The sequence below is a fragment of the Streptomyces sp. NPDC056373 genome, from assembly GCF_042262425.1.
Classification (GTDB): domain Bacteria; phylum Actinomycetota; class Actinomycetes; order Streptomycetales; family Streptomycetaceae; genus Streptomyces.
In genome coordinates, this window is sequence record NZ_JBHJPX010000004.1 from 479,655 (window position 1) to 501,504 (window position 21,850).

The following is a 21,850-nucleotide window of genomic DNA, read 5'->3' on the forward strand; positions in this document are numbered from 1 at the left end:
GGCTCGCCCTCTCCTCCTGCCGGACGCCCACCTTCCACGTCTTCCGGGCCCACCCCACGACAGGAACCGGATCTTCCGCTACCGTCCGACGACACGCTTTACGGCCCCCACCCCCACACCCCGGCGACACGCGCGTGTCGTCGGGAGGCCGCCGCGCGTTAACCCGGACGGCCGACCTGCGCCGACCCGACGCTCCTGGAGTGACCGCAGTGCCCGTACCTCTCCCCCGTCAGCAGGCCCTCCTCAAGGGGCTGGTCACCGTCGTCCTGGCCGCCGCGTTCGCCGCACAGGCGATCGCGGCGCTACTGCCCCAGGTTCCGCTGCTGATCGCCGCGACGGTCGCCTCCCTGGCCACCGAAGGCGTCCTGTACAAGTGGCAGCGCGGGGTGCTGTCGCTGTTCGCCAAGTCGCACGCCGACGTCACCGTGCGCCAGGTCGTACGGGATCTGTTGCTGGTCGTGGCCGTGCTGCGGCTGGACGAGCAGGACCGGGAGAGGGTGTACGTCCCGCTGGTGGCCGGGCTGTTCGTCTGCTACGTGCTGCACTGCGCGATCCAGGCGGTCTCCGTGCTCGTGCGCCGCACCCGCACCCTGCCGGTGCTGACCCGGAACATCGACGCCTCGGCCCTGCGGCTGTCCCCGGCCCCGCCCGCGCTGCTGCGCCGTCCCGGCCCACGGCTGTTGGTGTTCGGCCTGCCGGCGACGGCCGGGCTGCTGGCCAGCACGCCGGGCGACCGTCCGGTGTACGCGGCGGCGGGCATCGCGCTCTCCCTCGTCCTCGGCCTGACCGGCCTCGGCGCGCTGCTGCTCCGGCTGCTGCCGGGCCGCCGCCCGGCGGACGAGCAGAAGGTGCTCGAGTGGTTCGACGCGTGGCTGGCCGCGTACCGGCCGACCGCCGGCCTGTACTTCTCCGGCGGCGCCGCCTCGGCCTACCAGGCGAACATGTGGCTGGCGCCGCTCGCCGGCATCGAGGGCAGGCCGGTCATCATCCTGCGCGAGCGGTTCATGGTGCAGAAGATCGCGGCGACGGACATCCCGATCGTCTGCCTGCCGAAGGTGTCGACGCTGATGCGCCTGGAACACTCCACGCTCCAGGTCCTCATCCACCCGTCGAACTCCGGCAAGACCTCCCAGGTGCTGCGCATCCCCACCATCAGGCACACCTTCGTCAACCACGGCGAGAGCGACAAGCTGTCCTCCTGCAACCCGTACGCGAAGGCGTACGACGAGGTGTGGGTGGCCGGGCCCGCCGCGCGCGAGCGGTACGCGCTGGCCGAGGTCGGGGTCGAGGACAAGGACGTGGTGGAGACGGGCCGCCCGCAGCTGGACGGCATACTGCCCTACGCGGGTCCGCCGGCCGGGCCCTGGACGACCGTGCTGTACGCGCCGACCTGGGAGGGCTGGGACGGCAACCCCGGCAACACGTCGGTGATCGCGGCCGGGGAGAACCTGGTGCGGGCGCTGCTCGCTGACCCCGGCGTGCGGCTGCTGTACAAGCCGCATCCGCTGACGGGCTCGGTGGATCCGCGCGCGGGCGCGGCCGATCTGCGGATCCGCGAGTTGATCCGGGCGGCCAACCGCGAGCGGGCGGTGACGCGCCCTGCCGACGGAGCGGAACTCGCCCGCCGCACCGCCGAGCTGGACCGGCTCACCACGTCGGTCTTCCGCTCCGGGGCCGACACCGTGGAGCGGATGCTGGTGCAGTCGGCGCCGGAGCCGGGCCGCGCCGAGGCGGTGAAACGGGCGACGGCCGCGTGGGAGGAGGCTTACTGGGCCTCGCTGCCGGCGGGTGAGCACCAGATCGTCACGGACGCCCGGCCCGCGCTGTACTCCTGCTTCAACGTGGCCGACCTGCTGATCAGCGATGTGTCGAGCGTGATCAGCGACTTCCTGGCGAGCGAGAAACCGTACGCGGTGGCCAACACCAGCGGGCTGGACGAGGAGGACTTCCGTACGGCGTTCCCGACGGTGGTGGCGGCCACGGTGCTGACGCCGGACGCCGCCGGGGTGCCGAGCCTGCTGGAGACGGTCCGGCACCCGCAGCTCGACGGTCTGGCCGAGGCCCGAGCCGAGCTGAAGCTGCGGCTGCTGGGCCCGGCCGAGCCCACGTCGCAGGAGCGCTTCAACGAAGCCGTGCGGGCGCTGAGCGCGGAGGCCCGGGAGCACCGGGCACGGGTGACGGAGCGACTGGCCGCGGTCCCCGGCCAGCGCACCGGAACCGCGATCCCGACCGCACAGCGCTGAGCGCCACCGGACGCCCCGTGCCGGTCATGCCGCGTGGCGTACCTCCCGGGACGTCAGCACCCGGCGGGCCTTGCGCACGGCGCGCCGCATGAAAGTGTCGACGCCGCCCTCGCGGTACCCCGGGAAGGCGCGGGCCTCCCGGGGCTCGGCGAGGTAGACCGAGTCGGGGACTCCGGCGGCGCGGTCCCGGAAGTGCGGGTAGGCCAGGTACACACGGCGGCCCTTCCTCTCCAGGAGGGCCGCCGCCTGCTTCTTGCTCTTGACGAACTTCACGACGTCCGGCAGCAGTTCGGCACGCCGCTCGGCGACCAGGTGCAGCCGCAGCCGCTCGTGGACCTTGAGGCGGTGTGCGACGCCCTCGGTCCAGTAGGTGTCCATCAGCGGCCCGGCGAGCTCCAACTTGTGCCGCCGTACCTCCTCGCTGTCCGTCAGGTACTTGGGCCCGAACTGCGGCAGCAGCGTGACGAGGAAGGGCCGGACCATCAGCTGGTCGCGCCGGCCGCCCGCGGGGACGAGCTCGGCGATGAGGTCCATCAGGGCCCGCGCGGAGTCGAAGCGCAGCGTGTAACTGCCGCTCTTGGTCACGTGCTTGCCGTCGTCGCGGCCGACCAGGTAGTAGCAGGTGTGGTCGGCCACCACGGACACGCCGTCGGCCCGCAGGTACGCCTCCATGGTGAACAGGGCGTCCTCGCCGGTGAACAGCGACTCGTCGAAGCGCATGCCGTGCCGGTCGAGCAGCGCGCGGCGGAACAGCTTCTGCGCGCTGAGCGTGAACTTGATGTTGGAGGAGAAGACGTCCGTCCGCTCCACCGTCCTGCCCCACATGGACTTCGGCGCCGAGCGGTTGACGCCCTCGACCTTGCCGAGCACCACGTCCGTCCCGGCACGGTCGGCCATGGCGACCATCCGCTCCAGGGCCTCGGGGCCCAGCCGGTCGTCGGCGTCGAGGAAGAACACGTAACGCCCGGTGGCCTTCCCCAGGCCCACGTTGCGCGGGCCGCTGGGGCCGCCGGAGTTCTCCTGCCGGATCACCAGCACGTGCATGGGAGCCCGCTCGGCGAACTCCTCCAGGTACTCCCCCGTCCCGTCCGTCGAACCGTCGTCCACCGCGATGACCTCGACGCGCGTCGGATCGATGGTCTGTGCCTCGACGGACGAGAGGCACTCGATCAGATACGGCATCGCTTCGTACGCACCGATGATCACACTCACATCAGGCTGCGTCACGGTCACGTTTCCCCCTAGTCAATGGGATATTCCCCCCGTATCGCCTCATTCGCTACTTGATAGACGGGTGATCGACGCAAGCGGTTGCCTCGCACACAGGTGTTAGTGGGACACGTCACACAGTGAGCCGACAGGCTGCGGGAAAGCGAAAGAGTTCGGCCCCGAGGAGAACTCCTCGGGGCCGAACTCGTCGGTCAGCGGCGGCGGTTCAGCCCGTGCCGACACCGTCCGTGTCACCGGCGGCGGACACCCGCTGCCCGGGCACGGCGTTCGCCAGCTCGGCCTCGGCGCCGGCGGCCGCCACCCGCGACGCCTGGCCGACGTTGCGCGTCTCGGCCTTGAGGGCGAGGTTCGCGACGGCGGTGTTGAACTGCTCCAGCGAGGTCGGCTCGTCCGGACCCAGCAGGTACTGCTTGAGCTCCTTGCGGTCCCCGGCCAGCGGGTCGGCGTCCGGGACGCGGACCGCGCCCAGCAGCTCGCCCAGCTCGTCGGCGCTGTTGGACAGGATCACCGCGGCACGCACCGCCGTGTTGTTCCGCTTGAACTCCTCGACACCCACCTCGGCGGAGTCCGTGACCGCGTACGGCTTGCCGCTCGCGATGAAGTCGGAGACCACGCTGGAGATGTCGGAGACCATCGCGTCGGAGACGTTGAAGCAGTCGTACAGCCGCGGCTCGGCGCCCGTGATGACGCGGTGCTCCCAGGACGGGAAGGACCGCCAGTAGGCGTCGTTCCACTCGGCGCGCAGCCGGGCGACCTCCTCGTGCCGGGCGACGTCGACCAGCCCGTCACGGGTGGCCACGGCCTCGTCGCCACGGTCGCCGCCGGAGCCGGACAGCTGCGCGAGCCGCGCCTGGATCCGGTCCAGCTCGGCCCTGGCCTGAGCTTGGGCGGCGGTGTCTGCGACGAACCGCGTGTTGATGGCCCGCTCGGCCGCGGCCTTCTGCACCAGGGCGGTGATCCGCCGGTGCGCGGCGCCGGCCTCCTTGCTGACGTTGCCGGTGAAGGGGTGCGGCTTGTACAGGACGCGGACCGGCGGGTCGGCCTGCACCAGCTGCTGCACGATGTTCTCGCCGGCCAGTACGACCGAGGTGTTGCCGGGGTTGCCGTCCCAGCCCTCCCAGGTGGGGGCGTACAGCACGGTCGGGATGCGCCCCTCGGGCACGCCCTGCCAGGTCCGGATGGGCGCGAGCTGCGGGCGGCCGACCTCGACGATGTCGTCGTCGCGGACACCGACGTCGGCGATGGCGTAGCGGTCGCGGCCCGCGCGGCCGGCCGTCCACACCTCGTCGTAGACCTTGCTGTACGGGTTGACGCTGGCGAGCTTGTCGCTGTCGCCGTGGCCGATGAAGACGTGCTTGATGGTGGGCACGCGCAGCATGTGGATGTTCTTGCCGACGTTGGCCGCGTAGAGCGCGACGCGCACCGTGGACAGGTCCATGTTCATCAGGTGCACCCCTCCGGGCACGCAGACGACGGGGACCGTGGTGGGCGCAAGATTGTTCAGGATGGCCCGCTCACGCAGGATGATCAGCGGCTTGGACTCCAGCTTCTCCATGGTGTCGAGCCACATGTTGACCTGGTAGGCGGAGTCCTTCGAACCGGAGAAGTACAGGACCGTCTCCGGCTTGTACTCGGCCAGCCAGTCGTCGACGGCGGCCAGGACCTTCTCGGCCCTCGGCGGGATCTTCCGGCCGCGTACGAACGGGACGAGCGCCAGGACGTACAGGGTGGCCAGCGCCACCGTGATGCCGATGCCGATGAAGCCGACCAGGGACGACTTCACCTGGGCGGCGAGCAGGATGCCGACGACGGCCGCGAGGTCGAGGTGGAGCATCTTCTCGGCGGAGCGGTGCAGCAGCTTGCGCGGCGGGGCGTCCGGGATGCGGATGCGGGAGGCCAGGTCGACGTTGCGGGTGGCGACCGGCATGCGGCGGCGGTTGCGGATGAGCTGGACCAGCGCGCCGTGCGGGGCCTGCAGACCGTAGAAGGCGATGAAGCAGGCGATCGCCCCGTAGTAGATCAGGTTGTCCGCGAGGGACAGCCGGGCCAGCAGCAGGACGAGCAGCAGCTGCCGTATCAGGAAACGGATCGACAGGCCCGCCCGCACCTTGCCGAGGCGGTTGATCAGGTAGCTGCCCTTGCGGTGCAGATAGTGGTCCGCCAGGTACGTCACGGCGGCCGCTGCCGCGAAGGCGGGAACGCTCGGGACGAGCGCGGCCAGCATGAGGGCGGGGAAGCCCGCCACCATGAGGACCGCCGCGGCCAGCTCGGCCGCGCTGCCCACCCGGGCGACGCGAATAGCGGTGGATATCACGGAGAAACCTGCTCTTGGGAGGGGTGTGCCGGTCTTGGTTCGGGAATGCGGCTGGTCTGTGAATATTCGCGAGACTGTATGGATTCAGGCCCCTGCGAAACCTCCTGTACAGGGAAACCCATGAAACAGGAGGGCGCAGAGGCCTGAATTACTGAAGTCTATTTGGCGCCAATTATTACACGCCGTCCTGCCGGTCCAGCACCGTGGCAAGGGCCTGCTCGAAGCCGGAGGCCCGGGCCGCCCCGGCCGTCGGGTCCTGCTGACGGACGTCGATGACATGGCCGGTGAGCTCGGAGAGCAGCACGTCGAGGGAGGTGCGGGCCACGGCCTCGGAGGACAGCAGGGACCCCGAGGGCTCCTGGCCGAACGCCTTGGTACGCATGGGCGTGGCGGTGCGCTCGGGGTTGATGCAGTTGACGCGGACGCCGTCGCCGGCCCACTCGTCGGACAGGGCCTGGGTGAGGTTCACCATGGCGGCCTTGGTGGAGGAGTACAGGCTGTACTCGGCGCGGCCCCGGGTGTAGCTGCTGGAGGTGTAGAGCAGCAGCTGGCCCTTGGTCTCGGACAGGTACTTGTACGAGGAGCGGGCGATCTGCACCGGCGCCAGGTAGTTGACCTTCAGCGCCTCCTCGATGGTGGCGTTGTCGGTCTCGGCGAGCTTGCCTATGCGCAGCACGCCGGCGGTGTTGACCACGTAGTCGATGCGGCCGGTCTCGGCGTACGCCTTGGACAGGGCGTCGTCGACCTCCTCCGGGTTCTCCACGTGGGTGCCGGTGGTGGAGCGGCCCAGGGCGTAGACCTTGGCACCGTAGGACTCGGCGAGCTCGGCGATGTCCTTGCCGATGCCGTAGCTGCCGCCGAAGACGACCATGGTCTTGCCGGTCAGCAGCTCGCGGTAGGCCTCCTCGGAGACCTGCTCGGGCGCGGCCGTGGAGGCCAGCTGGAACAGCTTGTCGGCGATGAAGACGTCGACGGGCTGGGTGACCTTCATGTTGTACTCGTCACCCGCGACGACGTGGATCGGCACGTCCGGCAGGTACTTGAGCACGACGGAGCAGTCGTCGGTCGCCTGGAAGTTGGGGTCGCCGGCGGCGACCTCGTAGGCCCGCTTGATCGTGGACAGCTTGAACGCCTGCGGCGTCTGGCCGCGGCGCAGCCGGGAGCGGTCCGGGATCTCGGTGATGAACTCGCCGTCCTCGCCGTGCGTGCGCGTGACGATGATGGTGTCCGCGGACGGGATGGCCACGTCGACGGCCTGGAAGCGCTCCAGGGCGACCACGCAGTCGTCGATGACGCGCTGCGAGAGCAGGGGGCGCACGGCGTCGTGGAAGAGGACGTTGGCGTCCTCGCCCTCGGCCAGGCCCTCGCCCAGCGCGGCGATGGCGCGCTCGGTGGTCTCGTTCCTCGTGGAGCCGCCCTCGATGACCTTCGAGACCTTCTTGAATCCGGCCTTCGCGACGATCTTCTCGATGTCGGGCACATAGCCCGGCGCCATCAGCACGATGATGTCGTCGATCGAGTCGGCGTTCTCGAAGGTGGTCAGCGTGTGCTCGATGACTGCCTTGCCGGCGATCTTCAGCAGCTGCTTGGGGATCGACAGACCCACGCGCTGGCCGGTGCCACCGGCCAGGATCACTGCGGTGGTACGGGGCTTGGCTATGTGCTGGGACACAGGTGACCTACCTTGGGGCGACAGGGAACTCGGAAATGGTCCCACTTGTGGTCACCGCGATGCAAGGTGAGCGCCCTCCACCGCATATGTGCGCGCCACCTCTCATTCACCTGACGCCACTGGTGATTGCGACGGTTGCGCGAGCCCCGGGAAATTGCGCTGTGAGTAACTGCACAGCAGCTCAAGCCCGGCGGAGTCGCACGGGACGGCGGTGACCGGGAGCCTTCACGGGTTCCTCGGACGATGTCCAGTGCACGGTACGCGCTTTGGGGGCGCGCCGCGTACCGCCCCTGCCGCCCGCGGGGCCGGGCACGGGGCCCCGGTGGATGGATCTGCACTTCCCGGCGCCCGCGGCTGCACGTGTTCTTCATGACGGCCGGCCGCGAATACGGCTCTCCCCGCGGCTCATTGCCACGGAATTCCTGGTTGCGATTCCGCAGCATTTCGGTCTCGGCAAGAGCAATACGGCGCGAATCCGGGCCGGACTTCTCACCCGGCCCGCACGCCCTGTACGGCGAAGAGCCCGGGACTCAGAAGAGTCCCGGGCTCACGCGGCTCACGGGCCGGGTTCAGACGACCTCGACGCCCGGCCGGCCCGACTCGACCCTCAGCCGGGCGAGCGTGCTCGGCGTCGCCGTGGGGCGGCGCACCGTGTCGACCACCCTGACCTGGGCGTCGATGCCGTCACGACGGACGTCGAAGAGGTGGTAGCCGCGGTGCGCGTCGAGGAGTTTCCAGTGCGGGTTGTCCGGGCGCCGCGGGTCCCACTCCTTGCGGAAGGCCTCCTGGTCCTGGTCGCCGTTGCTGGAGACGGAGGTGCCGACGAACTCGGCGCCGACGACCCTCGAGTCCGGGTCGGCGTAGTCCTCCTTGAGGTCGCTGATCATCGTCAGGTGCCGGTCCCCGGAGAGCACCACGGGGTTGCGGACCTGCCGGAACTCCTCCAGGAAGGCGTTGCGTTCGGCCTGGTAGCCGTCCCACGCGTCGTAGAACCAGAGCTTGCCCTCGCCGACCTGGAGATCCGTCTCGGCCATCATGATCTGGGAGGCGATGAGGTTCCAGCGGGCGGGCGAGTCCTGCAGCCCGTTCAGCAGCCACTGCTTCTGCCGCGCGCCGAGCATGGTGAGCGAGGGGTCCTGGGCGCCGGCCTGGCTGGTGGCCTGGTCGCTGCGGTACTGGCGGGTGTCCAGGACGTTGAGCCGGGCCAGCCGGCCGAACTCCAGGCGGCGGTACATCCGGATGTGCGGTCCGTCCGGGACGGCGGTGGCACGGACCGGCATGTGCTCGTAGAACGCCTGGTACGCCGCGGTCAGCCGGGCCACGAACGCGTCGTGCGGCTGCTTGTCCGGGTCCTGCGGGATCTCACCGGCGAAGTCGTTGTCCACCTCGTGGTCGTCGAAGGTCACCACGAAGGGCGCGTTGGCGTGCATCGCCGCGAGATCGGGGTCGGTGCGGTACTGGGCGTACCGGTTGCGGTACTGGACGAGGCTGAACGGCTCACCGGTGCCCTCGTGCCGCCGTACGCCGGTCGCCGAGGGCGTCGACTCGTAGATGTAGTCGCCGACGAACACCACGACGTCGGGATCCTGATCCAGCATGTCCGCGTATGGCGTGAAGTAGCCGTGCTGCCAGTTCTGGCAGGAGGCGAGGGCCATGCGCAGGGAGCCACCGGAGCTGTGGGGGTGGGGCGCGGTACGGGTGCGGCCGACGGGCGAGAGCTGCCCGCTGGTACGGAAGCGGTACCAGTACGTGCGGTCCGCGCGCAGCCCGCGTACGTCCACGTGAACGCTGTGCCCGTACTCGGGCCGGGCCTGCGCGGTGCCCTGTCGGGCGAGCTTTCTGAACCGGGGGTCCTCGGCGAGCTGCCACTCCACCGGCACCACCCGGTCGGGCATGCCGCCGCCGTTCAGCGGGTCCGGAGCGAGTCTGGTCCACAGCACGATGCCGTCCGGCAGCGGGTCGCCCGAGGAGACGCCGAGGCTGAACACACCGTCGGGCAACGGCGTCTCGGCCGCCCGGGCAGCGGCCGGGAGCCACAGCTGGGCGGAGGCCGCGGCGCCGATCACGGCGGCACCCGCGGTCAGAAAGCGGCGTCGGTCGGGGGATACTGCTCCGGTCATCGGCTGACTCCCTTACCTCGCTGGCCACATGGACACGGGGAAGCTTCACGCTCGCGGGCGGTCCGCCCGCTGAACGTCGGGGTTCACGTACATGACAACTAAGCAGACAAAGAGAGACTCGCCGCCAGCATCGGAACAAGCCGTTGCCGGGGCGAGTCTGACAGGTGATCAGCAAGCGGTGCCGGAGCCGGGCCGGGTGCCTGCTGCGGGAGGGGGTCCTGAGGTCAGCGGGCGAACCCCCTGCCGAGGGAGGAGCCGCTCCTGACCGTGCCGAGGGTGCCCGCGCCGAAGCTGACCGAGCCGGTCGCGGTGGGGGTGTTCACCGGGTTGGGGAACGCCCAGACTCCGCCGTCCCGGTTCTCGCCGGTGGCGCCGACGAACAGCTCGGCCCGGCCGTCGCCGTTGACGTCGAGCAGGTTGGTGCCGGCGCCGAAGAAGTCGTTCTGCTCGGCCGTGCCCGGGACGTTCTCGGTGTTCTGGTTCATGCTGTAGGCGCCCTCCCCGGTGAGCCCCTTCTTGCCGCCGCGCAGGACGGTGACCTGGCCGGCCGCGTACACCTCCCCGAGGTCCTCGCTCGCGCTGCCGGTGGAGACGTCCGCGTAGCCGTCGGCGTTGACGTCGCCGAGGGAGATGTTCCCGCCGAAACCGTCGGACCACTCCGAGCTTCCCGGCACACCAGGGGTGTCCTGCGTGATGATCGTCGTACGCGAGGTGTCGGGCCCGTGGGCCGAGCCGTGCACCACGCCGATCTGACCGCCCTTCAGCAGCGGGTCGTCGAGGTCGACTTCGCCGTAGCCGTCGTTCGGGCGGCCGATCACGAGGTCGGCGTACCCGTCCTTGTCCACGTCGCCGACGCCGAGGCTCTCGCCGCCGCGCATGCGCGTGCCGTCGGGGTTGTTCACCGGGGCGGCGGCGCTCAGGCCGTCACGGCTGCCCCGCAGGAAGACCGCGCGCCGGTGCCTGTAGTCGGGGTCGTGCATGTCGTCGTCGCTGACGTCGTGGATGAGCGCGACCAGGTCCGTGATGCCGTCGTGGTCGACGTCCCCGGCCGCCACGTCGTCCGTGACGTACGCGGGCTCGATGGCCAGGGTCCGGCTCTTCGCGGCTCCCGTGGTGCGGTCGAACGGCCCGGACAGCAGACGGTTGCCGGTGGCCAGGTCCAGATGGCCGTCGCCGTCGAAGTCGCCGAGCGCCGGGGTCTCGGCGTCGACCCGGTCCTCCTCGGTGCCGGTGGCGACGGCCGTACCGCCGGACAGGCCCTGCTTCCCGCCCCACAGCACGGCGAGCGTGCCGGCCGCCATGACGTCTCCGACGCTCTCGCCCGGGGCGCCCACGACCAGGTCGGCGTAGCCGTCGCCGTCCAGGTCACCGGCGGCGAGACCGTCGCCGTAGTCGTCGTTGGTCTCCGCGGCGCCGGGTATGCCCGGGGTGTTCTGGCTGATGACCTGCTTGTGCGTCAGGTCGATGCCCTTGGCCGAGCCGTACACGACGGCGACGTACCCGGCCTGGGCCTGCCCGTCGACCTTGCCGCGCGAGGCGGCGACGGCCAGGTCCTGGTAGCCGTCGCCGTTGAAGTCGTCCTGGAGCTTCTGGGCGACGGACGGGGCAGCGGGGGCGGCGTGCGCGGCTGCCACCGGTGTGGTCACGGCCGCGACGACCGCGATGGCGACACCGACCGCTCGGCCGACCCTGCGCCTGGCTATGGACTGTGGCACGTCAACTCCGTTGCTCCGCTGGCAGTTGGGTGCGGGTGAGGAGCAAGATCCTCACCCGCACTGCCCTGTACGACTCACCGGAGAACGTCTTGGTTGCACCCAAGTCCGTTGCGAATTTGCTTTTTGTTAACTCAGAACGGCTCGAAGTCGTCGAACTCCTGCTGCGCCTCGTCCCGCTCGGCCTGCCGGTCCTTGCGGCGCTGCGCGGCGGGCCGCTCGCCCTCGAACCGGTGGTCCTCACCGCGCCGGCCGAGCATCTCCGCCCCGGCCGTCATGGACGGCTCCCAGTCGAAGACGACCGCGTTGTCCTCGGGACCGATGGCGACGCCGTCACCGCCCCGGGCGCCCGCCTTGACCAGCTCCTGCTCGACACCGAGCCGGTTGAGCCGGTCGGCGAGGTAGCCGACGGCCTCGTCGTTGTTGAAGTCGGTCTGGCGCACCCAGCGTTCGGGCTTCTCGCCGCGCACCCGGAACAGGCCGTCGGCCTCGCGCGTCACCGTGAAGCCGGTGTCGTCCACGGCCTTGGGCCGGATCACGATCCGGGTTGCCTCTTCCTTCGGCTTCGCGGCCCGGGACTTCGCCACGAGCTCCGCGAGGGCGAACGACAGCTCCTTCAGGCCCATGTGCGCCACGGCCGACACCTCGAACACGCGGTAGCCGCGCGCCTCCAGGTCGGGCCGCACCATCTCGGCCAGGTCCTTGCCGTCCGGTACGTCGATCTTGTTGAGGACGACGATCCGCGGCCGGTTGTCCAGCCCGCCGTACTGCCGCAGCTCCTCCTCGATGATGTCGAGGTCGGAGACCGGGTCACGCTCCGACTCCAGCGTCGCGGTGTCCAGCACGTGCACGAGCACACTGCACCGCTCCACGTGCCGCAGGAACTCCAGCCCCAGGCCCTTGCCCTGGCTGGCGCCGGGGATCAGCCCGGGCACGTCGGCGATCGTGTAGACCGTCGAACCGGCCGTGACGACACCGAGGTTGGGCACGAGGGTGGTGAAGGGGTAGTCGGCGATCTTCGGCTTGGCGGCGCTCAGTACCGAGATCAGCGACGACTTGCCGGCGCTCGGGTAGCCGACGAGGGCCACGTCGGCGACGGTCTTCAGCTCCAGGACGACGTCCCGCAGGTCCCCCGGCTCGCCGAGCAGCGCGAACCCGGGCGCCTTGCGCCGGGCGGAGGCGAGCGCCGCGTTGCCGAGTCCGCCCCGGCCGCCCTGCGCGGCGACGTACGACGTGCCGTGCCCGACCAGGTCGGCGAGGACGTTGCCCGCCTTGTCCAGCACCACCGTGCCGTCCGGCACCGGCAGGACCAGGTCCTGGCCGTCCTTGCCGAAGCGGTTGCCGCCCTCGCCGGGCTTGCCGTTGGTGGCCTTGCGGTGCGGGGAGTGGTGGTAGTCGAGCAGCGTGGTGATCGACTGGTCCACGGTGAGGATCACGTCCCCGCCGCGTCCGCCGTTGCCGCCGTCCGGCCCGCCCAGCGGCTTGAACTTCTCACGGTGGACGGAGGCACAGCCGTGGCCTCCGCTACCCGCGGCGACGTGCAGCTCGACGCGGTCCACGAAGGTGGTCATGGTGTGTGCCTCCAGGTGCGTACGTATGTGTACGAGGTTCTACGGGGTTGTTCTCTGCGTAACACGCGAAAGGCGGACCCGCTTCCCGTGAGGGAAGTGAGGTCCGCCTCGCGAAAGCTTCCGATCAGGCGACCGGAACGATGTTCACGACCTTGCGGCCACGGTGGGTGCCGAACTGCACCGAACCGGCGGCCAGAGCGAACAGCGTGTCGTCGCCGCCACGGCCGACGCCGGAGCCCGGGTGGAAGTGGGTGCCACGCTGACGGACCAGGATCTCACCCGCGTTGACGACCTGACCGCCGAAGCGCTTCACGCCGAGCCGCTGGGCATTGGAGTCGCGACCGTTCCGAGTGGACGATGCGCCCTTCTTGTGTGCCATTTCTCCTCAGTCCCTTACTTCGCAGCCGCGGGGATCTCAGTGACCTTGATCGCCGTGTACTGCTGGCGGTGGCCCTGGCGACGGCGGTAGCCGGTCTTGTTCTTGTAGCGCAGAATGTCGATCTTCTGGCCCTTGTGGTGGTCCACGACCTCGGCCTGGACCTTGATGCCGGCCAGCACCCACGGGTCGCTGGTCACGGCGTCGCCGTCGACAACGAGCAGGGTCGAGAGCTCGACCGAGTCGCCAACCTTGGCAGTGGAAATCTTGTCAACCTCAACGATGTCGCCGACAGCAACCTTGTGCTGGCGACCACCGCTGCGCACGATGGCGTACACGCGGAACTCACTCTCTCGCTCGGGAAACGGCACCCCCGCAGGCCAGCCGCCCGACTCAGCGAGCAGCCTCTCCTGGCGCCCGGCGCCCGGAGGATGAAGGTTTACGGGGATGTGACGCGTCAGTCGACACGCCGACGGTCAAGGTTACGGGGCCGCGGCCGAAGGGGTCAAACCGAGCCGGGCCCGCCACCTGTGCGACCGGTCACGCCGGTCGCGTCCCCGGGGGCGTGCGCGGGGTTCGCGCCCGCCCCCGGGGACATCGAGGCCGGTCAGCCCTCGTCGGTGGAGGCCGAGACGGAGGTCCCGGACGCCGACTGCTCCGCCGCCACGGTCTTCTTCGACGCGGTCTTCTTGGCGGCGGTCTTGGTGGTCTTCGCCGCCTTCTTGGCCGTCGTCTTCTTCGCCGCGGTCTTCTTCGCCGCCGTCTTCTTGGTCGTGGCGGCCTTCTTCGCCGTGGCCTTCTTGGCCGTCTTGCGGGCCGTCTTCTTGGCGGGTGCCGACTCCTCGGCGGCCTCCTCGGTGACGGCACCGTCCGAAGCAGGCGCCTGCGGGGCCTGCGCGGACACGGCCTCGGTGGCGGCCTCCTCGGACGCGGCCGACGGGACGACCACGACGGCCGTCTCCTCGGACGCCGTGGACGCCGTGGGCTTGCGCACGGCACGACGCCGCGGACGGGCCGGGGCGGCGCTCTCGGCGGACGCCTCGGCGACCGGCTCGGCGGCCTCGGGCTGCGCGTCCTGCTCGGGCGCCTGAGCGGCGTCGGTGGTGTCGGCCACCGGGGCGGTCTCGGCGACCGTCACCACGGTCGCCTCGGCCCCCGCCGGGGAGCCGGCCGGAGCGGACACCTTGCGGGTGGCCCGACGCCGGGTACGGCCCTTGGGCGCGGCTTCCTCGACCGGAGCGGCCTCGGAAGCCCGGTCCGCCCGGGCGGCCTGCCCGGCCTCGACCACCGGGTCCTCCACGGCCATCGGCTCGGCCTGCGCCTCGGCGGCCGGCTCCGGCTGCACCGGACGGGCGACCTCCTGCTCGACGGTCACGTCCTGCGCCGTCGGCACCTCGGCCTCGGCCTGCTCGGCCCGGCCCCGGCCCCGCCGGGTCCTGTCCCTGCCCTGGTCGGCCTTCGGCTCGCCGGCCTCACCGCGCGGGGAGCCCGCCGGAGCCGACGCCCGCCGGCTCGCCCGGCGACGCGAGCGGCCACGCCCGGCCGCGGCCTCCGCTTCGGCGGCGCTGCTGTACAGCTCCTCGTCGGGCTCGAACGCGGGCTCCGGCAGCGCGATCGGCTCGGCGGCCTCGGCTCCGACCTCCGCCTCGGTCTCCGCCTCCTGCTCGGCGGTCTCGGCGGTGTCGACGGCCGCCTCGTGCACGTGCGGCTGATCGGCGGCACCGGCACGGGCGCGCTTCTTGCGCTTGCCGCCGCCCCCGGCGGCCGTCGGCTGCTCCATGTGCACGATGACACCGCGCCCGTTGCAGTGGACGCAGGTCTCTGAGAAGGACTCCAGCAGCCCCTGCCCGACCCGCTTACGGGTCATCTGCACGAGCCCCAGCGAGGTCACTTCCGCGACCTGGTGCTTCGTACGGTCGCGGCCCAGGCACTCCAGCAGGCGGCGCAGCACCAGGTCCCGGTTGGACTCCAGCACCATGTCGATGAAGTCGATGACGATGATGCCGCCGAGGTCGCGCAGCCGCAGCTGGCGCACGATCTCCTCGGCCGCCTCCAGGTTGTTCCTGGTGACGGTCTCCTCGAGGTTGCCGCCCTGGCCGGTGAACTTGCCGGTGTTGACGTCGACCACGACCATCGCCTCGGTCCGGTCGATCACCAGCGAACCGCCGCTGGGCAGCCACACCTTGCGGTCGAGGGCCTTGGCGAGCTGCTCGTCGATCCGGTAGGTGGCGAAGACGTCGACCTCGGACGTCCACTTCGACAGCCGCTCGGCGAGGTCCGGCGCGACGTGCGAGACGTACCCGTGGATGGTCGACCAGGCCTCGTCACCGCTGACGACGACCTTGGAGAAGTCCTCGTTGAAGATGTCGCGCACGACCCGGACGGTCATGTCCGGCTCGCCGTAGAGCAGCGTCGGGGCGTTGCCGCTCTTGGCCTTCTTCTGGATGTCCTCCCACTGCTGCTGCAGCCGCTCGACGTCCCGGCGCAGCTCGTCCTCGCTCGCGCCCTCGGCGGCGGTGCGCACGATGACGCCCGCGTCCTCGGGGACGATCTTCTTGAGGATGGTCTTCAGCCGGGACCGCTCGGTGTCGGGCAGCTTGCGGCTGATACCGGTCATGGAGCCCTCGGGCACGTACACGAGGTAGCGGCCCGGGAGGGAGACCTGGCTGGTGAGGCGGGCGCCCTTGTGGCCGATCGGGTCCTTCGTCACCTGGACGAGCACCGACTGGCCGGACTTCAGGGCGGATTCGATACGGCGCGGCCCGTGGGCCATGCCGAGCGCCTCGAAGTTGACCTCACCGGCGTACAGGACGGCGTTGCGGCCCTTGCCGATGTCGATGAAGGCGGCCTCCATCGACGGCAGCACGTTCTGCACCTTGCCGAGGTAGACGTTGCCGACGTAGGAGGTCGCCTGCTCCTTGTTGACGTAGTGCTCGACGAGCACGTCGTCCTCGAGGACGCCGATCTGCGTGCGGTCGCCGTGCTGACGGACGACCATCACGCGCTCGACGGCCTCACGGCGGGCCAGGAACTCGGCCTCGGTGATGATCGGGACGCGCCGGCGGCCCTGCTCGCGGCCTTCGCGGCGGCGCTGCTTCTTGGCCTCCAGACGGGTCGAGCCCTTGATGGACTGCACCTCGTCGGACGGCTCCGCCTTGGGGCGGGGCTCGCGGACCTTGACGACCGTGCGCTCGGGGTCGTCGTCGGAGGCCTCGGAGTCGGTGCCGGAGTCCCCGGCACGGCGACGGCGACGGCGACGCCGGCGGCTGCTGCTGGAGCCGCCCCCGCCGGACTCGTCGCGGTCGGTGGCGTCCTCGGCGTCCTCGTCGTCCTCCTCGGCGCCGTCCTCGGCGTCCTGGGCGGCGGCAGGGTCGGACTCGGCGTCCGAGCCCTCGCCGCCCTCGCCGTCGGAGTCGGCGGACTCACCACGCCGGCGGCGGCGACCGCCCCGGCGACGGCGACGGCGCGAGCCGGTGCCCTCGGAATCGTCCTGCTCGTCGCCGTCGGCCTGGTCCTCGGCGTCGTCGGGCTCCTCCGCCTCCTCGGCGGTGGTGTCGGCAGCGGCGGTCTCGGGGGCGGGGGCCTGCGTCTCGGGCTCGTCACCGGCACCGCGGCGACGCCGGCGGCGGCGCGAGCCGCCGCTCTGCTCCTCGCGCTGGGCCTCGGCCGGCGCGGACTCCTCGGCCTCCTGGGGCTCCTCGGCCCCGGCCGCCTCGGCGGCGGCAGCCGCAGCGGCCCGCTCCGGCGTCTGGAACTGGGGCTCGGTGAAGACGGGCGCCTGGAACAGCGCGACGGCGGGCCGCCTCGGACGCGAGGACGACTCGCTCTCGCTGTCGGCGGCGTCCGCGGACACCCGGGCGGCGGCCTTCGCGGCCCTGCCGCCCTTGGCGGGCTGGGCGGGCTCGGCGAAGCCACCGGCGGCCCGGCGCACGACCCGGCGGCGGCGCCGCGGACCGGTCTCCTCGGCCTGCTCGGCGGCGGCTTCGGCGGGAGCCTCGGCAGCGCGTGCGGGCTCGGCGGCAGCGGTCTCGGACGCGCGGGCGGTCTCGGCGGCGCGGGCGCTGTCGGCGGCGGTGGCCTCGGACGCGGCGGTCTCGGAGGTGGGGTTCTCGGTCACAGGCGCCTTCGCCTCCTCGGCGTTCCCCTCCACCGCGTCCGCGGCGGAAGGGGCTCCGGCAGGCGCGGACGCCCGCCGCGAGGCACGTCGGCGAGTCCGACGCGGAGCAGCCTCTTCGGTGGCCTCGGCCTCTTCGACGGCGCCGTCGGTCACGACCGCCGGCTGCGCGGCCTCGGCCTCGGCCGGTGCGGTGGCCGTCGCGGCCGTCTCCACCGTCTCCGCGGGAGCGGCGGCGGGCGAGGTCACGGTGCGGGTGGCACGACGCCGGGCCCGCTTGGGCGCGGCGGCCTCGGCGGACTCGGTGTTCTCGGAAACCTCGGCGGGCGCTGCGGCCTCGGACGGCTCGGCCGTCCGGTCGGCGGCGGGGGCACCGGCAGTCGCGGGGACCACGGTCTCGGCGGCCTCAGCGGCTTCCGGAGCGCCGGCAGGTGCCGAGGCACGGCGCACGGCGCGACGCCGCTTGGGCGGGGCGGGCGCGGCAGCCACGTCGCTCTCGACGGCCTTGTCCGCCTCGGCAGCGGCTTCTTCTGCCTCGTCGGTCTCCACGACGTCGGCCGCGAGGTCCTCGGCATCGGCGGGCGGTATGGCCGGCGCGACGGTCTCCACCGGCGCGTCGGAGGAGGGGCCGGTGGGCGGGCCCGCCGGGCGGGACGCGGCACGGCGCCGCCGGCGGGGCGGCAGGGTGTCGCTGGGGGTGTTCTGGTCGGAGCCCGTGGAGGACTCTGTGGGTTCGGTCGGTCCGAGCATGCGGGCTGGTCTCCCGTCAGGCTCCCGGGCGCCGCGCCTGGTCCGGCGATGCCGGTGACGTCCGCGGCGCGCGCTGTGCGCGTTCGCCGCCGTCCGGGGCGCGGGCGCCGCACGGGAGCTCTCTGTGTCCTGTCTCGCCGGTTCCGTATGCCGAATGCGTACGGCCTGGCGAAAGTCTTCTGGTCGGGTGCGCTGCCCGACCCAGGTGGCTCCCGAGTCCGAGGGCGGCGCTACGACGTCCGTCCCTTCGCGGGACCTTCCTTACGCCGGCGCCGTCGCGGTGGCAGTCGGTTCGGCCGTTGAGGGGGCCTCGACTGCCTCGCGGTCGGGCGCGAGCGGGTCGGTCACCGTGCCGGTCTCTTCATCGAACAGCCCCTGCGCCAGCCTGGTCACCGCTGCGGGGACCGGCGGCGCCAGGTCGGCCACGGCGCGGAGACCGGACAGGACGTCGTCGGGTCGTACGGCAGGCGTCACGTGCCGAACAACCAGCCGCAGTATCGCACAGGGCTGGTCGGTCGGCCTATCAGCCTGCGAACTGTGCGTTTCCGTGAGGTCGCCGACCTCGAGGCTCGCCACGGCGGCGCGGGCGTCGAACGTACGGACGCCGTTCTTCGCGAGGCGCTGGACCTCGACGGTCTCGGCCGCGTTGAAGGCGTCCGCCGCCCGGCGGGCCTCCTCCGGCGGCACTCCGTCCAGCCGGAGCTCCCATACGGAAGCCGTCAGCCGGTCGGCGAGTCCCGAGGTGCGGGCCTCGACCGCGTCGGTGATGTCGAGCCCGGTGGGCAGCGACTCGTCGAGAAGGGCCCTGAGCTGCTCCGGGTCGCGGGGCGCGGTGAGGGCGATCTCCAGGTACTCCGCCTCACTGCCGGTGCCGGTGGGTGCGGCATTGGCGTACGACACCTTCGGGTGCGGTGTGAAGCCCGCCGAGTAGGCCATCGGCACCTCGGCACGGCGCAACGCACGCTCGAAGGCGCGCTGGAAGTCACGGTGGCTGGTGAACCGGAGGCGGCCGCGCTTGGTGTAGCGCAGTCGGATGCGCTGCACCGCGGGTGCGGGCGGCGGGCCTTCGGGCTGTCGCTTGCCCAGTGTCGTTCAGTCCTTCGTGAGAGCGGTCGTACTGCTACCAAGAGTACGTGTCTCGCGTCCCGAAGGTTCCCCGCGGTCGGCGAGCCGAGGCGGGCGCGGCTCGCCGAAGAGCATCCGCCGGAAGTCGGCGCGGGCTTGGCGTACGGATTCCCGGGCGGCGGCCACTGCCTGCCGGGTGGCCCGCCGCACACTGCGGGCGGCCTCGGCGGCGGGCCGCAGGACGGTGTCTCGGACGACGTGCCCGACGGGCGTCAGGACGCTGCGGTGGACCCACCGCACCGGCTCGACGAAGATCCACCGCAGGAGGGTGCCGAGGAACCGTCCGACGGCCAGCGAGATGTGCCCGGCGACGCGCCAGGCGTGACCGAGGGCGTCCCACACCTCCCGCCCGACGACGGCGAGGGCGCGTCCGACCGGCGTGAGGACCCACCGCCAGAGGGCGAGCACGGGCAGGACGAGCAGGATGCGGACGATCCAGTACAGGGCCGCGCCGACGCCGGTGACGGCCGTGCTCACCAGCCAGAACAGCCCCTTGCCGCACCAGGCGACCGCGCGGCCGACGGGCGTGAGCACCCACGTGTACAGCCACACGGCCGGAACGACGACGAGGTGCCTGACCAGCCAGGACACGACCGTCCAGACCCCGATGCCGAGCGCGGCGATCACGGCGCCGAGCCCCTTCAGGACCCACGTCACCGCGTGCCCGACGGGTGTGAGGAGGTGCGCGTACACCCAGCCGAGCGCCGCTCCGGCCCCGCGCGCGACCCAGCCGATCGCGGCCCCGAGGCCCCGGGCGGCCCATGCGATCGCGTGCCCCACCGGGGTCAGCACGCAGCGGTGGAGCCACACCAGCGGCACGACGATCAGGACGTTGCCGAGCCGGCCGACGGCCTTGCCCACCGGGACGACGACGTAGCGCCACAGCCCGACGAACGGCCAGACGAACACCGCACGCCCGAGCCACAGGAGTGCCCGGCCGAGCGGCCGGAGCAGGGCGTCGTTCAGGAACCGCCCGGTGACGACGAGCGCGTCCCACAGCATCCGCACGGGGACGACCAGGACGAGCACGATGATCCGTACGGGGATCCGGACGGCGACGGCGAGGCACCCCTCGGGCGCCTGCGGCTCGTGCGGGGCGGGCGGCTGCGGCCCGCGCCGTGCGGACGGCTCGGCCGGCCGCTTGTGCAGATCGACCCGCGTCTCGGAACCTTCGCGGGGATGCTTCTCCAGATCCATACCGTCGTTGACGCTCTCAGTGCCCCGTCCGGATCCCGCACTGCACAGTCCCGCCCCGTTCTCCCGCGATTCCCCCACTCGGCCGCAAGATCATACGGCTCAGGCACGGGTGACCTGCGCCTGCAGCAGCCGGGGCGACTCCTGGAAGCCGCTGCGGGCGTACGCGGGGACGGCTCGCGTACTGGAGTGGACGGTCACCCGCTCCAGCCCGAGTACACGGGCTCCGTCCAGGACGGCCCGGATGAGCCGCCCGCCCAGCCCGCCGTCCCGTTCCCCGGGTACGACGTAGACGCACTGCAGATCACCGGAGGCCCGCCGCGGGGCCCGGGGCGTGGGCACCCGCTGCACCACGGCGAGCCAGGCCATTCCGATGACCCGGTCGCCCCGGACGAGCACCATGCAGCGGTGGGTTCCGGCGTTCTCCTCCGCCCACGCGACGAAGTGCCGTACGAAGTCCTCACGTTCGCCGAGGTCGTCCGAGCCGTTCTCGACGAGCCACTCCCACCGCAGGGTCGCCACGGCGGCGAGTTCGGCCGGCCGGGCCGGGCGGATGCCGATGTTCTCCATCAGGGCATTGTCGGGTCCGCCGCTCCGTCCGTCTCCCAGCGCAGCAGATCCCCCGGCTGGCACTCCAGCACCTCGCACAGCGCGGCGAGGGTGGAGAAGCGGACCGCCTTGGCGCGGCCGTTCTTGAGGACCGCCAGGTTGGCCGGGGTGATGCCGACGCGTTCCGCCAGTTCCCCCACGGACATCTTGCGTTTGGCCAGCATCACGTCGATGTCGACGGCGATCGGCATCAGATGACCTCTTCCAGCTCTGCCTGCATCCGGGCCGCCTCGATGTCGCGTGCGACGGCCTGCGCGAGCAGCATCCGCAGCACGAGCACGACCAGCGCGACGCCGAGCACGGCCACCACGACCCCGCACAGCAGGAGAACCACCCCGGGAGCGACGGCCTCGCCCGGCGCGAGGACGACCGCGAGCGCGAAGACCAGCAGGGCGGCCGCCACGAACGCGCCGATCACGATGTGCACATAGCGGAAGGCGGCGGTGGAGAACACCGTCCCACGGCGCACCATCGTCACCAGCCGCCACACGCAGACCACGACGACCTGGGCCGTCACGACACCCAGGACCGTGATCACGAGGATCGGGGTGCGCAGATGGGCGTATCCGGCGCCGAGTCCGTTCATGTCCACGGCCAGCAGCGGCACCATCACCGCCTGCACGAACAACGACCCCGCGAGCAGTACGACGAGCACCCCACGCAACGCCGCCACGGCCAGCTTCCCCATTGCCACCCCTTCGATCGACCTGCGATGGAAATCTATCGAGATTCGATAGATGACGCAAGGGGTCCCTCCTCTGCACCTCGGCTGCGTCGCGCGGCCTGCCGGTGTGTGCGACCCGTGGCACCGCGGCAAGAG

The 21,850-nt window shown here is 71.6% G+C and carries 15 protein-coding genes; 1 reads left to right on the plus strand and 14 read right to left on the minus strand.

Annotated elements, in window-relative coordinates:
• Positions 1 to 209: 209 nt before the first annotated feature.
• Positions 210 to 2,243, plus strand: a complete 2,034-nt coding sequence (locus ACFCXS_RS11335) for a hypothetical protein (RefSeq protein ID WP_376643002.1) — start codon at positions 210 to 212, stop codon at positions 2,241 to 2,243.
• A gap of 24 nt (positions 2,244 to 2,267) precedes the next feature.
• On the opposite strand, the gene ACFCXS_RS11340 is transcribed toward ACFCXS_RS11335, so the two are convergent.
• The 14 genes from ACFCXS_RS11340 to ACFCXS_RS11405 all read right to left on the minus strand — a co-directional run bounded on the left by ACFCXS_RS11340 (position 2,268) and on the right by ACFCXS_RS11405 (position 21,718).
• Positions 2,268 to 3,476: a glycosyltransferase family 2 protein gene (locus ACFCXS_RS11340; protein ID WP_376643003.1), complete on the minus strand. Its 1,209-nt coding sequence runs from the start codon at positions 3,474 to 3,476 to the stop codon at positions 2,268 to 2,270.
• 202 nt (positions 3,477 to 3,678) lie between these two features.
• Positions 3,679 to 5,787, minus strand: coding sequence for a hypothetical protein (locus ACFCXS_RS11345; protein ID WP_376643004.1), 2,109 nt, complete (start codon positions 5,785 to 5,787; stop codon positions 3,679 to 3,681).
• A 175-nt stretch (positions 5,788 to 5,962) separates the two neighbouring features.
• Positions 5,963 to 7,459, minus strand: a complete 1,497-nt coding sequence (locus tag ACFCXS_RS11350) for a bifunctional cytidylyltransferase/SDR family oxidoreductase (protein ID WP_184846305.1) — start codon at positions 7,457 to 7,459, stop codon at positions 5,963 to 5,965.
• A gap of 569 nt (positions 7,460 to 8,028) precedes the next feature.
• A complete protein-coding gene (locus ACFCXS_RS11355; RefSeq protein ID WP_376643005.1) occupies positions 8,029 to 9,579 on the minus strand; it encodes an alkaline phosphatase D family protein in 1,551 nt (516 codons plus the stop codon).
• 224 nt (positions 9,580 to 9,803) lie between these two features.
• Positions 9,804 to 11,294: a VCBS repeat-containing protein gene (locus tag ACFCXS_RS11360; RefSeq protein WP_376643006.1), complete on the minus strand. Its 1,491-nt coding sequence runs from the start codon at positions 11,292 to 11,294 to the stop codon at positions 9,804 to 9,806.
• Between the two features lie 131 nt (positions 11,295 to 11,425).
• On the minus strand, positions 11,426 to 12,862 hold the full coding sequence (obgE, locus tag ACFCXS_RS11365; protein WP_376643007.1) for a GTPase ObgE: 1,437 nt from the start codon (positions 12,860 to 12,862) through the stop codon (positions 11,426 to 11,428).
• A 124-nt stretch (positions 12,863 to 12,986) separates the two neighbouring features.
• Entirely contained in the window at positions 12,987 to 13,241 is a 255-nt protein-coding gene (gene rpmA / locus ACFCXS_RS11370; RefSeq protein WP_031130899.1) for a 50S ribosomal protein L27, read from the minus strand.
• Between the two features lie 14 nt (positions 13,242 to 13,255).
• The gene (rplU, locus tag ACFCXS_RS11375) at positions 13,256 to 13,576 is read right to left on the minus strand and encodes a 50S ribosomal protein L21 (protein ID WP_031130898.1); all 321 of its coding nucleotides are present in this window, start codon (positions 13,574 to 13,576) and stop codon (positions 13,256 to 13,258) included.
• A 269-nt stretch (positions 13,577 to 13,845) separates the two neighbouring features.
• Entirely contained in the window at positions 13,846 to 18,102 is a 4,257-nt protein-coding gene (locus tag ACFCXS_RS11380) for an Rne/Rng family ribonuclease (protein WP_376643008.1), read from the minus strand.
• Positions 18,103 to 18,363: 261 nt separating this feature from the next.
• Positions 18,364 to 19,146, minus strand: a complete 783-nt coding sequence (locus tag ACFCXS_RS11385; protein WP_376643009.1) for a TIGR03936 family radical SAM-associated protein — start codon at positions 19,144 to 19,146, stop codon at positions 18,364 to 18,366.
• A 48-nt stretch (positions 19,147 to 19,194) separates the two neighbouring features.
• On the minus strand, positions 19,195 to 20,424 hold the full coding sequence (locus ACFCXS_RS11390) for a hypothetical protein (protein ID WP_376643010.1): 1,230 nt from the start codon (positions 20,422 to 20,424) through the stop codon (positions 19,195 to 19,197).
• Positions 20,425 to 20,523: 99 nt separating this feature from the next.
• A complete protein-coding gene (locus tag ACFCXS_RS11395) occupies positions 20,524 to 20,991 on the minus strand; it encodes a GNAT family N-acetyltransferase (protein ID WP_376643011.1) in 468 nt (155 codons plus the stop codon).
• Entirely contained in the window at positions 20,991 to 21,221 is a 231-nt protein-coding gene (locus ACFCXS_RS11400) for a helix-turn-helix transcriptional regulator (RefSeq protein WP_104780597.1), read from the minus strand. The genes ACFCXS_RS11395 and ACFCXS_RS11400 overlap by 1 nt, the downstream gene beginning before the upstream one ends.
• A complete protein-coding gene (locus ACFCXS_RS11405; RefSeq protein WP_376643012.1) occupies positions 21,221 to 21,718 on the minus strand; it encodes a DUF2975 domain-containing protein in 498 nt (165 codons plus the stop codon). Before ACFCXS_RS11405 ends, ACFCXS_RS11400 begins: the two co-directional genes overlap by 1 nt.
• Positions 21,719 to 21,850 lie beyond the last annotated feature (132 nt).

Excerpts from the sequence above, each read along its gene's own strand:
- ACFCXS_RS11355 (WP_376643005.1), bottom strand. The coding sequence starts at position 9,579 with ATGACCGGAGCAGTATCCCCCGACCGACGCCGCTTTCTGACCGCGGGT.
- obgE (WP_376643007.1), bottom strand. The coding sequence starts at position 12,862 with ATGACCACCTTCGTGGACCGCGTCGAGCTGCACGTCGCCGCGGGTAGC.
- rpmA (WP_031130899.1), bottom strand. The coding sequence starts at position 13,241 with ATGGCACACAAGAAGGGCGCATCGTCCACTCGGAACGGTCGCGACTCC.
- ACFCXS_RS11380 (WP_376643008.1), bottom strand. The coding sequence starts at position 18,102 with ATGCTCGGACCGACCGAACCCACAGAGTCCTCCACGGGCTCCGACCAG.
- ACFCXS_RS11390 (WP_376643010.1), bottom strand. The coding sequence starts at position 20,424 with ATGGATCTGGAGAAGCATCCCCGCGAAGGTTCCGAGACGCGGGTCGAT.
- ACFCXS_RS11395 (WP_376643011.1), bottom strand. The coding sequence starts at position 20,991 with ATGGAGAACATCGGCATCCGCCCGGCCCGGCCGGCCGAACTCGCCGCC.
- ACFCXS_RS11400 (WP_104780597.1), bottom strand. The coding sequence starts at position 21,221 with ATGCCGATCGCCGTCGACATCGACGTGATGCTGGCCAAACGCAAGATG.
- ACFCXS_RS11405 (WP_376643012.1), bottom strand. The coding sequence starts at position 21,718 with ATGGGGAAGCTGGCCGTGGCGGCGTTGCGTGGGGTGCTCGTCGTACTG.